Here is a 15,477-nt window from a genome sequence, read left to right as displayed (position 1 = left end):
AGGGCGCCCTTATTTGCGCACCACCAGATCCAGCAATTCGTCGCGTTCCTTGATTTTCTGCAGGACGATTTCCGAGCGGATATCGGTGACGCCCGCCGTGCGGTTCAGGTGGTTCACGATGAAATCCGAGAAGTGTTTCAGGTTGCGCGCCTGTACTCGCAACACATAGTTGCTCGCCCCGGTAATCACATACGCGGTGACCACTTCCGGCCACGACTGGACCTTCTTGATGAAGGTCTCGTGCCAGTCCGCGACGTCCTGTCGCAACGACACATGAACGATGGCTTCCAGTTCGATTCCCAGCCGTTCGGCATTCAGCACCGCGCGATAGCCGGTGATGATTCCCTCGCTTTCCAACAGGCGTAATCGACGCAGGCAAGCTGACGGCGACAGTGCGACTTTCTCTGCCAATTCCTGGTTGCTGATACGACCATCCTGTTGCAGTTGGTGAAGAATTCGCAGGTCTGTCGAGTCAAGATTCATGGTTGAAATAAATCCGTGTTTATTGGCGTTGGAGTCGAATTTTCTGCGAGATAAGTACTATAGCGCCGCTCACTTTGCACGAAAATTCTCCAAGGCTTAGTTCATTATCTCTCCACCAAAAAGGCGCAAATAGCGCCTGAAACAGGGTGCTGGGCGCTCTGCTCGCCTCGACTTTCACGATGTGCCCGGACGGCATGTCATTCAAAAAAACAGGACATCCAATGACGACAAGAAACGATTGCCTGGCGCTTGATGCACAGGACAGTCTGGCGCCTCTGCGTCAGCAGTTTGCGCTTCCTGAAGGCGTGATTTATCTCGATGGCAACTCCTTGGGCGCACGCCCTGTCGCGGCATTGGCTCGCGCTCAGGCGGTGATCGCCGAGGAGTGGGGCAATGGCCTGATCCGCAGTTGGAACAGCGCGGGCTGGCGCGATCTGTCCGAGCGTCTGGGCAACCGATTGGCCACACTGATTGGTGCCCGCGACGGCGAAGTGGTGGTGACCGACACCACCTCGATCAACCTGTTCAAGGTGCTCAGCGCCGCGTTGCGTGTGCAGGCCACCCGGTCGCCAGAGCGCCGGGTGATCGTCACCGAAACCAGCAATTTCCCTACCGACCTGTACATCGCTGAAGGCCTGGCCGACATGCTGCAGCAGGGGTACACCTTGCGTCTGGTCGACAGTCCGGAAGAGTTGCCGCAAGCGATTGACCAGGACACGGCGGTGGTGATGCTCACCCACGTCAATTACAAGACCGGCTACATGCACGACATGCAGGCCCTGACCGCGCTGAGCCACGAGTGTGGCGCGCTGGCTATCTGGGATCTGGCGCATTCCGCCGGGGCGGTGCCGGTTGATTTGCATCAGGCGGGCGCCGACTACGCCATCGGGTGCACTTACAAATACCTCAATGGCGGTCCGGGTTCGCAGGCGTTTGTCTGGGTCTCGCCGCAGCTGTGCGATCTGGTGCCGCAGCCCTTGTCGGGCTGGTTCGGCCATTCGCGGCAGTTCGCCATGGAGCCTCGCTATGAGCCGAGCAGCGGCATCGCCCGCTACCTGTGCGGCACCCAGCCAATCACTTCATTGGCGATGGTCGAGTGTGGGCTGGATGTTTTCGCCCAGACCGATATGGCCAGCCTGCGCCGCAAATCCCTGGCCCTGACCGACCTGTTCATTGAACTCGTCGAGCAGCGCTGCGCCGCTCATGAGCTGACCCTGGTCACGCCACGTGAACACGCCAGGCGTGGCAGCCATGTCAGCTTTGAGCATCCCGAGGGTTATGCCGTGATCCAGGCCCTGATTGACCGCGGTGTGATCGGTGACTACCGCGAGCCGCGGATCATGCGCTTCGGCTTCACCCCGCTGTACACGACGTTCACCGAGGTCTGGGATGCGGTGCAGATCCTCGGCGAAATCCTCGACCAGAAAACCTGGGCGCAGGCCCAGTTCCAGGTCCGCCATAGCGTCACCTGAGTTAACCAATGTCCGCGTCTTGCTGCCGGGTTTTCCTGGCAGCAGGGCTTCGGGTGCCGTCAATCAAGAGTTCTGTGCAAACACAATAATAAGGATCACGCAGAATGAAATTGTCCCTCTGGCCCGCCTTGCCGCTCGCCATCACCAGTTGCCTCGGTCAAATAGCTTATGCCGCAGCCGACAATGGATTCGTCGAAGACAGCAGCCTGGTCCTGACCAACCGTAACTTCTATTTCTACCGCAACAACCTCAACAACCCGGGTGGTCAGAACTATCGGGACGAATGGGCCCACGGGATCATGCTCGATTACCGTTCCGGGTATACCCAGGGCACGGTGGGTTTCGGGGTCGATGCCTATGCGCAGTTGGGCCTCAAACTCGACAGCGGCAAGGGACGAACCGGCACCGGTTTGCTGCCGGTCGATTCCGACGGTCGCCCCGAGGATGAGTATTGCGAAGCAGGTGGTGCGCTCAAGGCGCGAATCTCCAACACCGAACTCAAGTACGGCAACCTGACCCCGCTCAATCCGGTGTTCGGCACGGGCAATGCGCGGCTGTTTACCAGCGTGGCCACCGGCTTTCAGCTGACCAGTAATGAACTCAAGGCGCTGCAAGTGGACATCGGCCACTTCACATCCGGCAACGACAGTAATTCCACCAACTCCGATGGCGCCCTGAAAGCGCTGTATGCCGGGGTGGAAACCCGCAGCGTCGACTATCTGGGCGGCAGCTATGCAGTGAGCGATCAACTGAGCGTCAGTCTTTATGGTTCGCAGTTCGCCGACATTTGGCGGCAGTACTACGCCAACGCCAACTACACCTACCCGTTGACGCCCGATCAGTCGCTGAACCTTGATTTCAATATTTATCGCACCAACGACGATGGCCAGAGCCTGGCCGGCAAGATCGACAACACCACCTGGTCGATGTCTGCTGCCTACAAGGTCGGCGCCCATCGGGTGACCCTGGCTTACCAGCGCGTCGATGGCGATGAGCCGTTCGACTACCTGGGGTTCGATCAACAACCGGGGACTTCGATTTTCCTCGCCAACTCGATCCAGGTCCTCGACTTCAACGCCCCCAACGAACGTTCCTGGCAACTGCGCTACGACCTGGACATGGCGCCATTCGGCGTGCCGGGCCTGAGCTTCATGTCGCGTTACGTCAGCGGTGACCATATCGACGACAGCCACTACGACGGCGGTCCCAACGGCGCTTACGGGCGTTACGGCGATGACGGCAAACGCTGGGAACGCGACATCGAAGCGCGCTACGTCGTGCAGTCGGGCAAGGCCAGGGATCTGTCGGTGCGGGTGCGTCAGGCCAGTGTGCGTTCGACCGCTCAAGTGGCGCGCGCCGATACCACGGACAACAACGAAGTCCGCGTCATCATCGAGTATCCACTGAGTATTTTCTGATCCGTGCCCTGCTGTGCGTGGCTGATCCCCACGAGACCATCCAACCACGTGCTCACTTCAAGAAAGACAATATTCAGAGGACAGACAAATGACCGATAACTCCGGTTTTGAAACGATATCCAACCGTGAACACGGCTTGCGGCGTCAACTGACGTCGGGGCAGATGAGCATGATCGCCATTGGCGGTGCGATTGGCACCGGGCTGTTCATGGGCAGCGCCTACGCCATCGGCTATGCCGGGCCGAGCGTGCTGCTCAGCTACGCCATCGGCGCGATCATCACCCTGCTGTTGATGGGCTGTCTGGCGGAAATGACCGTGGCCCATTCGACCTCGGGTTCGTTCGGTGCCTATGCCGAATTTTATGTCAGCCCGCTGGCCGGGTTCCTGGTGCGCTATGCCTACTGGGCGGCGATCGTGCTGGCGGTCGGTACGGAAGTGACGGCGGTGGCGATGTACATGAAGTACTGGTTCGCCAACGTGCCGGAATGGATCTGGATCGTCTCGTTCTCCAGTGTGCTGATCGTGCTCAACGCCATCAGCGTGAAGACATTCGGCACCTTCGAGTACTGGTTCTCGACCATCAAGATCGGCGCGATTGTCGGCTTCATCATTCTTGCGGTGTATGTGGTATTCGGCTCCGGCAACCCGGAATACGGCGTGCATAACTACACCTCCCACGGCGGCTTTTTTCCCAATGGCTTGCAAGGGATGTGGGTTGCGGTGATCGTGTCGATCTTCAGCTACCTGAGTGTGGAGATGATCGCGGTGGCTGCCGGAGAGGCGAAGGATCCGGAGCAAGCGGTGAAGAGGGCCTTTCGCGCGACCATCGTACGCCTGGTGGTGTTCTACCTGTTGACCCTCGCGCTGATGCTGGCGATTGTCCCGTGGGTCCAGGCCGGTCAAGCCCAGAGCCCGTTCGTCACGGTCATGCAGTCGATCGGTATTCCCGGCGCGACCGGCGTGATGAATTTCGTGATTCTGATTGCGGCGTTGTCGGCGATGAACAGTCAGTTGTACATCACCACGCGCATGATGTTCAGCTTGTCCCGTGGTGGTTATGCGCCGAAGTCCATGGGCGTGTTGAGCAAGAGCGGGATTCCGCTGAACGCACTGTTGCTGTCGAGCTCGGGCATCGCCCTGGCGACCTTGCTCAACATCCTGTATCCGGAAAGCTCGTTCACCTTGATGATGGCAATCTCCATGTTCGGCGCCATTTTCACCTGGTTCATGATTTTCCTGACGCACTACTGTTTCCGTCGTTATCACCAACGCAACGGCGAACGCAAACTGTCGTTCCGCATGCGACTGTTCCCTTACTCGACCCTGTTGGGGCTGCTGCTGATGGGCGCGGTGATGATCACCACCTATTTCACCGACGCCTTCAAGATGACCCTGGTCTTCGGCGTGCCTTTCCTGCTGGTACTCACGGTGATCTACGGCCTCTTTTTCAGAAAACCCAAGACTGCCGAAGCCTTGCGTCCGTTGCCCAAGGTCTAGCCTGGAGGCGACACGGCGTGGCGACAGTCTTCAAAGGCTGTCGCCCTGCAATGCCTCGAACAGGGCTCTGGCATAACCGGGCAGGTTGTCGAATGAGCGAGCACAGAGCAGCAGTTTGCGCTGCGCCCAGTCTTCCTTCAGCGCGACAATTTTCAACGGCTCATCGAGCGACCCGCGCTGGATCGCCGCCAACGGCACAATCGCCAATCCGGCGCCGTGTGCGACCATGCGCATCACCCCGTCGAAGCCGTCGGCGCGGATGCGGATCTGCATCCGTGAGCCGGTGTGCAGCGCCTGTTCCTCCAGGTACACGGCGAGGGCGCTGTTGGCGTTCAGGCCGACGTAATCGTGATGCAATGTGTCGGTGAAACTAACTGAGGCCGCCTGTGCCAAGGGATGCTCGCGGGGCATGATCAGTACCAGCGGATCATCGCGAAACGGGCGGGTTTGCAGGTCGTGGGTGTCGATGGCGTCGGAGACGATACCGAGGTCCGCCGCCCCCTGGCGCAGGGCATGGGTGATACGGGTGCTGGGCAGTTCCTGCAGGTCGATGTCGAGGTTGGGGTGGTCGCGCAGGAAATCGGCGAGCAACTCCGGCAGGTATTCGGTGATCGCCGTGGTGTTGCACAGCAACCGCACCTGGCCTTTGACGCCCTTGGCGTATTCGGCCAGGTCCTGCTGCAGGCGTTCGGCCTGTTGCATCAGGGTTCGGGCATGCTGAGCCAGGGCCTTGCCGGCAGGCGTTGGCGTTACGCCGCGCCGGCCTCTTTCGAGAAGCTCGATCCCCAGTGAGGCTTCCATTGCACGAATGCGCGCGCTGGCCGCCGCCAGGGACAGATGACTGCGTGCCGCGCCGGCGGTGATGTTGCCGGTGCCGAGGATGTTCAGGTACAGGCGCAGGTCGGTCAGGTCGAAGTGCATCGGTACAACCTTGAATGTGATGTTGTCTGGGCGGGCGCCTTCGCGAGCAGGCTCGCTCCCACAATGGATTTGTGAACGACGCAAAACCACTGTGGGAGCGAGCCTGCTCGCGAATACGCCAGTCGCTGCAATGAAATATTCAGCCTCTGTCAAGGCAAGAGGCAGCCTCAGTATATGGCAGATTTTCAACCAGCCCATGAGGGCTCACCATAGCCCCATGAACACACTCTCGGCGTTTTATCAGAATCTCGGATTGGCCCTTTCACTGTTGGTTATCGGTACCTTTGTGCTGGCCGGTATGATCAAGGGCGTGATCGGTCTCGGCCTGCCGACCGTTGCCATGGGCCTGCTCGGTCTGGCTATGGCTCCGACGCAGGCTGCGGCGCTGTTGATCATTCCGGCGACCCTCACCAATGTCTGGCAACTGGCATTCGGCGGGCATCTGTCGGGGCTGGTCAAACGGCTGTGGCCAATGCTGCTGGCGATTTTTTTCGGTACCGGGACGGGCACGCTGTGGATCGGCATGAGTGGTGGCCATTGGGTGGTGCGGGGGCTGGGGGCGGCATTGTTGCTGTATGCGTTGAGCGGTTTGTTCCTGCCGACTTTGTGCGTGGGGCGGCGCAGCGAACGCTGGCTTGGGCCATTGTGTGGCGTGCTGACCGGTGTCATCACTTCGGCCACCGGCGTGTTCGTGATTCCGGCGGTGCCTTATCTGCAAGCGCTGGGTTTGAGCAAGGACGAGCTGGTGCAGGCGCTGGGCCTGTCGTTCACCGTCTCGACCCTGGCCCTGGCCGGTGGGTTGCTATGGCTCGGCGCTCTCGGTGGGGGTGAGTTGAGCGCGTCGCTGCTGGCGCTGATCCCGGCAATGCTCGGCATGTGGCTGGGGCAATCGCTGCGCCAGCGGATCAGCGCCCTGTGGTTCAAGCGTGTGTTCTTCATTGGCCTGGGCTTGCTCGGTGGCCATTTGCTGATCAGCGGCTGGCGGACGACGGGCTGATCATCTCGATGGCACGGATTTCGAAGTCCTGTTCCAGGTATTCATCGCGCTGTTCGAGGAACTGCTTCATGTGCGGCAGGTTCGAGTGCACGTCGAGGTGGGCCTGGGATTGCCAGATCTCGTAGAAGATGAACAGGGTCGGGTCCTGTTTGTCGCGCAACATGTGGTATTCGATGCAACCGGGTTCGGCTCGGCTCGCTTCCACGTAGCGGCTGAAAAACGCTTCGAAGGCGTCGGATTTTTCCGGGCGGGTCTTGGCGTGCAGGATGAAGCCCTGAATTCCACTCATGTACATCTCTCATCAAGTCAGAACTGGCGCCAGTCTAAGGCAACAATCGCCTGTTGATTCATGCTTTTGGGTCAAATGATTTTTGCCAAATCGATGCTTATTCCGCGCGAAGCCGGTCGGTACTCTGCCGCCATCGAATTCCTGACCCTTCCCGAGACCTTCCATGAGAAAAGTCCTGTTGCTCAATGGCGGCAAAAAATTCGCGCACTCCGATGGTCGCTACAACACCACCCTGCATGAAACCGCGTTGAGCGTGCTGGATCGCGGTGGCGTGGATGTCAAAACCACCTTCATCGACGAGGGCTACGACATCGCCGAAGAAGTGGCCAAGTTTCTCTGGGCCGACGTGATCATTTACCAGATGCCCGGCTGGTGGATGGGCGCGCCGTGGACTGTGAAGAAGTACATCGACGAAGTCTTCACCGAAGGCCATGGCAGCCTCTATGCCAGCGACGGTCGCACCCGTTCCGATGCCTCGCAGAAGTACGGCAGCGGTGGCCTGATTCATGGCAAACAGTACATGCTGTCGCTAACCTGGAACGCCCCGCAGCAAGCCTTCGACGACCCGAGCGATTTCTTCGAAGCCAAGGGTGTGGACGCGGTGTACTTCCCGTTCCACAAGGCCAACGAGTTCCTTGGCATGACCGGTTTGCCGACCTTCCTGTGTGTGGACGTAATGAAACACCCGAACATCGAAGGCGACGTGGCACGCTATGCGCAGCATTTGACTGAGGTGTTTGGCCTCAAGGCGTAGCGCTCGGCTACTATCCGATGCAACGGCCAGGAAGATCGCCGCGCCGATTCGCAAAAGAGGACATCCGTGAAAGCCAGATCCGATGAATTGCAGGTATTCGTCTGCGTGATTGAATGCGGGTCGATTTCTGCGGCGGCCGAGCAGGTCGGGCAAACGCCTTCGGCGGTCAGTCGTACGCTGTCGCGGCTGGAGGCCAAACTCGACACCACGCTGATCAATCGCACCACGCGGCGCATGGACCTGACCGAAGAGGGCAAGTACTTCTTCGAGCACGCCAAGCGGATTCTCGATCAGATGGACGAACTCGAAGAACGCCTGTCCTCACGCCAGCAAACGCCGTCCGGGCGTTTGCGCATCAACGCGGCATCACCGTTCATGCTGCACGCCATCGTGCCCTACATCGATGAATTCCGCCGGCTCTACCCCGACATCCAGCTCGAACTCAACAGTAATGACTTGATCATCGACCTGCTGGAACAGAGCACCGACATCGCCATTCGCATCGGCACCCTGAGCGATTCGACCCTGCATGCCCGCTCCCTGGGTTGCAGCCCGCTGCACATCGTCGCCAGCCCCGCCTACCTGGAAAAGCACGGCACACCGACAGCCGTGGCTGACCTGGCCAACCATACGCTGCTGGGGTTCACCCAGAACGAAGGCCTCAACCAATGGCCGCTGCGTTACGTGCATGGCGATCGCTGGCCGATCCAGGCATCGATCAGTGCTTCCAGCGGTGAGACCATCCGCCATCTGGCACTGGACGGCCAGGGTATCGCCAGCCTGTCGCATTTCATGACCATCGAAGACATTCGTGCCGGACGCTTGAAAGTCTTGTTGGCCGAGTTCAACAGCGGCTATCGCCAGCCGATCAACGCGGTGTACTACCGCAACTCGCAACTGGCCCTGCGGATTCAATGCTTCCTGGACTTTATCCAGGGCAAGCTGGCGGATTACGCGAGCGCAGACTTCAAGGGTTGATTCGTGATTCCTGCGCAAGAGTGAATTGGGCCGGCAGGGATTTTTCGCCAGGAATAGCTGCTGGATACTCCTTGCATCACTTATCAACGCAGGGAGTTTCTCCATGAATGTTTTCGTTACCGGCGCTGCCGGTTTTATCGGCGGTTCCATCGCCACGGGCCTGGTCCAGGCCGGCCACAACGTCACCGGCCTGGTACGTAGCGCCGAACAAGCGGATGAACTGCGTGCACTGGGCATCACACCGGTGATCGGCACCCTCGACGACTCCGCCCTGTTGGCCGATCAGGCGCTGGCTGCCGACGCGGTGATCAACGCCGCCAGCAGCGATCATCGTGGTGCGGTGGAAGCATTGCTCGATGCCTTGCGCGGTGCCGGCAAAGTGTTCCTGCATACCAGCGGTTCGAGCATTGTCGGTGATGCCTCAGGCGGTAAATCCAGCGATGTCATCTACTTCGAAGACAACCTGCCGGAGCCGACCGTCGACAAGGCGGCGCGAGTGGCCATCGACAACCTGATCCTGGCGGCGGCCATGGACGGGGTGAACTCGGCGGTGATCTGCAACACCCTGATCTACGGTCACAGCCTGGGCGTCCATCGTGACAGCGTGCAACTGCCGCGCCTGCTCAAACAGGCGCGAAAAAGCGGTGTTGTGCGTCATGTCGGCCCGGGCCGGAACATCTGGTCCAACGTGCACATCGAGGACGTGGTGGCGCTGTATCTGCTGGCGCTGACTGAAAATGTCCCCGGCACGTTCTACTTCGTCGAAAGCGGTGAAGCGTCGTTCATCGACATGACCACGGCCATGGCCCAGGCGCTGAACCTTGGCGAGCCGCAAGACTGGCCGCTCAAGGACGCCGAAGCCGAGTGGGGCTATGAAATGGCCAACTATGGCCTGGGCTCCAACAGCCGGGTGCGCGGCAAGCAGGCGCGGGAGCTGCTGGGCTGGGTGCCGAAGCGCACGTCGGTGATCGAGTGGATTCGCACCGAGATGGTGTGAGTTCGCTTTAGACCGAGTTGCTTCCATCGCGAGCAGGCTCGCTCCCACAAGGGATTTGCGTCGTACACAAATTCTGTGACCGGTGTAGATCAAATGTGGGAGCGAGCCTGCTCGCGAAGCTGTTTCAGCAGCCCATTAACTGGCCGGGCCGCCCCTGATTCCGTAACATTCGCACACTCTTTTTTCGTCTCTCCCAGTGTGCGGTCCCCCCCATGAAAGCAAAACGTCTACGCGCCGATGTCCTGGCCGGACTTACCACCTCCTTCGCCCTGTTGCCCGAGTGCATCGCTTTCGCGCTGGTGGCGCATCTCAATCCGCTGATGGGGCTCTATGGAGCATTCATCATCTGCACCCTGACCGCGCTATTTGGCGGGCGACCAGGCATGGTGTCCGGTGCGGCGGGCTCGATGGCCGTGGTGATCGTCGCGCTGGTGGTGCAACACGGCGTGCAGTATTTGCTGGCCACGGTGCTGCTGGGCGGACTGATCATGATCGCGTTCGGGCTGCTCAGGCTCGGCAAACTGGTGCGCATGGTGCCCTACCCGGTGATGCTCGGCTTCGTCAACGGCCTGGCGATCGTCATTGCCCTGGCGCAACTGGAGCACTTCAAGAACGGTGAGGCCTGGTTGAGCGGTACGCCGCTGTACATGATGCTCGGGCTGGTGGCGGTGACCATGGCCGTTGTCTATGTGCTGCCGCGCCTGACCCGTACGGTGCCGCCGGCGCTGGTGGCGATTCTCGGTGTGGGCCTGGCGGTGTATCTGCTTGGCCTGCCGACCCGCACCCTGGGCGATATGGCGCACATTGCCGGCGGCTTGCCGACGCTGGCGCTGCCGGACATCCCATGGAATCCGGACACCCTGCGGATCATCGCGCCCTACGCGATTCTGATGGCGCTGGTCGGGTTGCTGGAAACCCTGTTGACCCTGAACCTCACCGACGAAATCACCGAGAGCCGTGGTTACCCGGATCGCGAGTGCGTGGCGCTGGGGGTGGCGAATGTGGTGTCCGGTGCGTTCGGTGGCATGGGCGGTTGCGCCATGATCGGTCAGACCATGATCAACCTCAGTTCCGGCGGGCGCGGGCGCGTCTCCGGGGCGGTGGCCGGGGTGTCGATCCTGCTGTTCATCCTGTTTCTGTCGCCGCTGATCGAGCGCATTCCATTGGCCGCGCTGGTCGGGGTGATGTTCGTGGTGTCGCAACAGACCTTCGCCTGGGCCTCGTTGCGGGTGCTGAACAAAGTGCCGCTGAACGACGTGCTGGTGATCATCGCGGTGACGGTGATTACCGTGTTCACCGATCTGGCCATTGCGGTGCTCTGCGGCATCATCATTGCGGCGCTGAACTTTGCCTGGCAGCAGGCCCGCCAGCTGTATGCCGACAGTCATCTGGAGAACGACGGCAGCAAGCTGTATCGGCTGCATGGCACGCTGTTCTTCGCCTCGACCACACCCTTTCTCAATCAGTTCGATCCGGCCAATGACCCGGTGCAAGTGACTCTGGATTGTCGTCACCTGAGTTTTGTCGATTACTCGGCCATCGCTGCGCTGGGTACCTTGCGCGAGCGCTACGCCAAGGCTGGCAAGCACTTGCGCGTGCTGCATTTGTCCGAGCGCTGCAAGAAACTGCTCAAGCGCGCCCGGATGCAGCACGACTGAGCTCAGCCATTCGATTGTTCCCACCCTGAGCGTGGGAACGATCTGTCTTTCGGCGATGAAAATTCGTGCGGTCGACTTTCATAATTCGCGACACGCCATGTCTCTGTACGACACCCCTTACCCGTGAACGAAAATTACTTTCACCTCGTTTGAAAATCACCTGTCGAAATGTTTTAAGAGTTTCACAAATATTTCGACGTGACCCTCTCGAGGAGTACCGCATGACCCCGTCCTTCGGCTATTGGCTGCTGGTGTATGCCGCCGTTGCCATCATCGCGCTGATCGTTCTGATCGCTCGTTACCGGCTCAATCCGTTCATTGTCATCACCCTGATTTCCCTTGGCCTGGCGCTGGTCGCCGGGATGCCGCCGTCCGGTGTGGTGGGGGCGTACGAGGCGGGTGTTGGCAAAACCCTGGGACACATCGCGCTGGTGGTGGCGCTGGGGACCATGCTCGGCAAGATGATGGCCGAGTCCGGTGGCGCCGAGCAGATGGCACGCACACTGATCGACCGTTTTGGCGAGAAGAACGCGCATTGGGCGATGGTGTGCATCGCGTTTCTGGTCGGGCTGCCGCTGTTCTTCGAAGTCGGTTTCGTCTTGCTGGTGCCGATTGCCTTTACCGTGGCGCGGCGCGTGGGTGTATCGATCCTGATGGTCGGCTTGCCCATGGTCGCCGGGCTCTCGGTGGTGCATGCGCTGGTGCCGCCGCACCCGGCGGCGATGCTGGCGGTGCAGGTGTATCAGGCATCGGTGGGGCAGACGTTGCTGTACGCGATCCTGATCGGCATTCCGACCGCGATCATTGCAGGTCCCCTGTACGCCAAATTCATCGTGCCGCGTATTCAATTGCCGGCGGAAAACCCGCTGGAGCGTCAGTTCCTGGAGCGTGAACCCCGCGACAGCCTGCCGGGCTTCGGCATCACCATGGCGACCGTCCTGTTGCCGGTGGTGCTGATGCTGATCGGCGGCTGGGCCAATCTGATTTCCACGCCGGGCAGTGGCTTCAATCAGTTCCTGTTGTTCATCGGTAACTCGGTGATCGCGCTGTTGCTGGCTACTTTGCTGAGCTTCTGGACCCTCGGCCTGGCGCAGGGCTTCAACCGTGAATCGATTCTTAAATTCACCAACGAGTGCCTGGCGCCGACTGCGAGCATTACGTTGCTGGTGGGGGCCGGTGGTGGCTTGAACCGGATTCTGGTGGACGCTGGCGTCACCGACCAGATCGTTGGTCTGGCCCACGAATTTCATCTGTCGCCGCTGTTGATGGGCTGGCTGTTTGCCGCGCTGATGCGCATCGCCACCGGTTCTGCCACTGTGGCCATGACGACCGCTTCAGGTGTGGTCGCACCCGTGGCCATTGGTCTGGGTTATCCCCATCCGGAGTTGCTGGTGCTGGCGACCGGCGCCGGGTCGGTTATCTTTTCCCACGTTAACGACGGCGGTTTCTGGTTGATCAAGGAATACTTCAACATGACCGTTGCCCAAACCTTCAAGACCTGGACCGTGCTCGAGACGTTGATCTCGGTCGTTGCCTTCGGACTGACCGTTGGCCTTTCTCATCTGATTTAGCCGGAGTCACCCGCATGGACATCCTCTACCAGATTCGTGCCCGTCAGGATTCCTTCAGCGCCGGTGAAGGACGTATCGCCCGCCTGATGCTCGACGACGTAGGATTTGCCGCCTCCGCCAGCCTCGATGAACTGGCGCTGCGGGCAGAGGTCAGCACCGCCACGCTGTCGCGTTTCGCCCGCACGGTCGGCTGTCGGGACTTGCGCGACTTGCGTTTGCAACTGGCCCAGGCCAGCGGCGTCGGTAGCCGGTTTCTCGACCCGGCGGGCACGCCCGAGCAGTCGGCGTTCTACGGGCAGATCGTGAGTGACATCGAATCGACCTTGCGCCAGCACCTGGCGGCGTTCGATGAATCGCGCTTCGCCGATGCGGTGAAACTGCTGGGCAAGGCGCGGATGATTCACGCTTTCGGCATGGGCGGCTGCTCGACCCTGTGCAGCGACGAACTGCAAGTGCGTCTGGTGCGCCTCGGCTATCCGATTACGGCGTGTCACGATGCGGTGATGATGCGCGTCACCGCCGCCAGCCTCAGTGCTGAACAGGTGGTGATTGTCTGCTCGCTGACCGGGATCACCCCGGAGCTGATCGAAACGGTGGAGCTGGCGCGCAACTATGGCGCCCGTATTCTGGCCATTACGCTCGCGGGTTCACCGCTGGCGCAACTGGCTGACATCGTCCTGCCCCTGCAAAGTGCCGAAACCTCGTTCATCTACAAACCCACGGCAGCGCGCTACGGCATGCTGCTGGCCATCGATGTGCTCGCCACCGAGCTGGCCCTGGCCAATCCTGAAGACAATCAAGAACGTCTGCGGCGGATCAAACTCGCCCTCGACGAATACCGCGGCGGCGACGATCACTTGCCGCTGGGAGACTGACATGCAGTACGACACGCTGATTCACAACGCCCTGATCATCGACGGCAGCAACAGCCCCGGTTATCCCGCCGACGTGGCCATTCTCAATGGGCGCATCGAGCGTATCGGCGATTTGCGCGATGCCCATGCAAACGAAGAAATCGACGCCGCGGGCCAGGTGCTGGCGCCGGGCTTCATCGACGTGCACACCCATGACGACACCGTGGTGATTCGTCAGCCGCAGATGCTGCCCAAGCTCAGCCAGGGCGTGACCACGGTGATCGTCGGCAACTGCGGGATCAGTGCGTCGCCGGTGAGTTTGCGCGGCGATCCGCCGGATCCGATGAACCTGCTCGGCACGGCCGCGGCGTTCGTTTATCCGACCTTCCGCGAGTACCGCACGGCGGTCGAAGCGGCGAATACCACCTTGAACGTTGCCGCGCTGGTCGGCCATACGGCGTTGCGCAGCAATCATCTGGACGACCTGTTTCGCACCGCCACGGCCGATGAAATCAGCGCGATGCGCGAGCAACTGCGCGAAAGCCTCGAAGCTGGCGCCTTGGGCTTGTCCACCGGCCTTGCCTATGCCAGCGCCTTCTCGGCATCGACCGATGAAGTGATGCAGCTGACCGAAGAATTGACGGCATTCGGAGCGGTCTACACCACCCATTTGCGCAGCGAGTTCGAACCGGTGCTGGAGGCCATGGACGAGGCGTTCCGGATTGGTCGCCATGCACAAAGCCCGGTGATCATTTCCCACCTCAAATGCGCCGGTGCCGGTAACTGGGGGCGTAGTCCGCAGTTGCTGGCATCCCTCGAACAGGCGGCGAAGACCCACCCGGTCGGTTGCGACTGTTATCCCTACGCCGCGAGCTCATCGACCCTGGACCTCAAGCAGGTGACCGATGCCCACCGCATCACCATCACCTGGTCGACACCGCATCCGGAGATGGGCGGCCGTGACCTGATGGACATCGCCGCCGAATGGAATGTGTCGTTGCTGGAGGCCGCTCGCCAACTGCAACCGGCCGGTGCGGTGTACTACGGAATGGATGAGGCCGACGTGCGCAGAATCCTCGCGCATCCACTGTCGATGGTCGGCTCGGATGGCTTGCCGGAAGACCCGTTCCCACACCCACGTTTGTGGGGCGCATTCCCCCGGGTGCTCGGACATTTCAGCCGTGACGTAGGACTGTTTCCGCTGCACACCGCCGTGCACAAAATGACCGGGCTGTCGGCGGCACGCTTCGGTTTGAAGGAGCGCGGTGAAATCCGTGAAGGTCATTGGGCGGACCTGGTGTTGTTCGATCCGGCAACTATCCGCGATGTCGCCGATTTCAACGATCCACAGCGGGCGGCGCAAGGCATCGAGGGCGTATGGGTCAACGGTGTGTTGAGTTACCGCGAGGGCCAGGCCAACGGGCGCAGGGAAGGACGGTTCCTGGCTCGGGAAGGGGATTTGCGGACGGGGTTCGAGTGAGTTTCGAGGACTGCATCACAATGATGGCACTTTGAAATTAAAGAATGGCACTTTCGGGCCGAAGGACTGATACCAAACACGACAACCTAATGCTGTTCAATCATGTA

The 15,477-nt window shown here is 60.5% G+C and carries 14 protein-coding genes; 11 read left to right on the top strand and 3 right to left on the bottom strand.

The features are described 5' to 3' along the window. Positions 1-9: 9 nt before the first annotated feature. Positions 10-483, bottom strand: a complete 474-nt coding sequence (locus CAF65_RS27085; RefSeq protein ID WP_085719050.1) for an Lrp/AsnC family transcriptional regulator — start codon at positions 481-483, stop codon at positions 10-12. Between the two features lie 221 nt (positions 484-704). Between CAF65_RS27085 and kynU the strand changes: the two genes are divergently transcribed. From kynU to CAF65_RS27070, 3 genes are all read left to right on the top strand, one after another. Next, positions 705-1,955, top strand: coding sequence for a kynureninase (kynU, locus tag CAF65_RS27080; RefSeq protein WP_085719049.1), 1,251 nt, complete (start codon positions 705-707; stop codon positions 1,953-1,955). 104 nt (positions 1,956-2,059) lie between these two features. Then, positions 2,060-3,373 (top strand): OprD family porin, encoded by a 1,314-nt coding sequence (locus CAF65_RS27075; RefSeq protein WP_085719048.1) that lies wholly within the window; start codon positions 2,060-2,062, stop codon positions 3,371-3,373. Positions 3,374-3,461: 88 nt separating this feature from the next. Continuing rightward, positions 3,462-4,871, top strand: a complete 1,410-nt coding sequence (locus CAF65_RS27070) for an amino acid permease (RefSeq protein WP_085719047.1) — start codon at positions 3,462-3,464, stop codon at positions 4,869-4,871. A 30-nt stretch (positions 4,872-4,901) separates the two neighbouring features. Here CAF65_RS27070 and CAF65_RS27065 read toward each other — a convergent pair whose 3' ends face one another. Then, positions 4,902-5,792, bottom strand: a complete 891-nt coding sequence (locus CAF65_RS27065; RefSeq protein ID WP_085719046.1) for a LysR substrate-binding domain-containing protein — start codon at positions 5,790-5,792, stop codon at positions 4,902-4,904. A gap of 217 nt (positions 5,793-6,009) precedes the next feature. On the opposite strand from CAF65_RS27065, the gene CAF65_RS27060 reads away from it, so the two are divergent. Beyond that, positions 6,010-6,789 carry a sulfite exporter TauE/SafE family protein gene (locus tag CAF65_RS27060; RefSeq protein WP_085719045.1) on the top strand — a complete coding sequence of 260 codons (780 nt, stop codon included), beginning with the start codon at positions 6,010-6,012 and terminating at the stop codon, positions 6,787-6,789. On the opposite strand, the gene CAF65_RS27055 is transcribed toward CAF65_RS27060, so the two are convergent. Further along, a complete protein-coding gene (locus CAF65_RS27055) occupies positions 6,764-7,078 on the bottom strand; it encodes a putative quinol monooxygenase (RefSeq protein WP_085719065.1) in 315 nt (104 codons plus the stop codon). The two genes, CAF65_RS27060 and CAF65_RS27055, sit on opposite strands and share 26 nt — an antisense overlap. Positions 7,079-7,241: 163 nt before the next feature. Here CAF65_RS27055 and CAF65_RS27050 point away from each other — a divergent pair, with 163 nt between their 5' ends. From CAF65_RS27050 to CAF65_RS27020, 7 genes are all read left to right on the top strand, one after another. Beyond that, a complete protein-coding gene (locus CAF65_RS27050; RefSeq protein WP_085719044.1) occupies positions 7,242-7,832 on the top strand; it encodes an NAD(P)H-dependent oxidoreductase in 591 nt (196 codons plus the stop codon). Positions 7,833-7,898: 66 nt separating this feature from the next. Then, entirely contained in the window at positions 7,899-8,810 is a 912-nt protein-coding gene (locus CAF65_RS27045; protein ID WP_085719043.1) for a LysR family transcriptional regulator, read from the top strand. A gap of 103 nt (positions 8,811-8,913) precedes the next feature. After that, positions 8,914-9,807, top strand: a complete 894-nt coding sequence (locus CAF65_RS27040; RefSeq protein ID WP_085719042.1) for an NAD-dependent epimerase/dehydratase family protein — start codon at positions 8,914-8,916, stop codon at positions 9,805-9,807. A gap of 212 nt (positions 9,808-10,019) precedes the next feature. Further along, positions 10,020-11,465: a SulP family inorganic anion transporter gene (locus CAF65_RS27035; protein WP_085719041.1), complete on the top strand. Its 1,446-nt coding sequence runs from the start codon at positions 10,020-10,022 to the stop codon at positions 11,463-11,465. A gap of 221 nt (positions 11,466-11,686) precedes the next feature. Further along, positions 11,687-13,036 carry a GntP family permease gene (locus tag CAF65_RS27030; RefSeq protein ID WP_085719040.1) on the top strand — a complete coding sequence of 450 codons (1,350 nt, stop codon included), beginning with the start codon at positions 11,687-11,689 and terminating at the stop codon, positions 13,034-13,036. 14 nt (positions 13,037-13,050) lie between these two features. Beyond that, the gene (locus CAF65_RS27025) at positions 13,051-13,911 is read left to right on the top strand and encodes a MurR/RpiR family transcriptional regulator (RefSeq protein ID WP_085719039.1); all 861 of its coding nucleotides are present in this window, start codon (positions 13,051-13,053) and stop codon (positions 13,909-13,911) included. Position 13,912: 1 nt separating this feature from the next. Further along, positions 13,913-15,370, top strand: coding sequence for an amidohydrolase family protein (locus CAF65_RS27020; protein WP_085719038.1), 1,458 nt, complete (start codon positions 13,913-13,915; stop codon positions 15,368-15,370). Positions 15,371-15,477 lie beyond the last annotated feature (107 nt).

The sequence above is a fragment of the Pseudomonas sp. B28(2017) genome, assembly GCF_002113025.1.
Classification (GTDB): Bacteria; Pseudomonadota; Gammaproteobacteria; order Pseudomonadales; family Pseudomonadaceae; genus Aquipseudomonas.
This window is presented reverse-complemented; position numbering and strand designations above follow the sequence as displayed.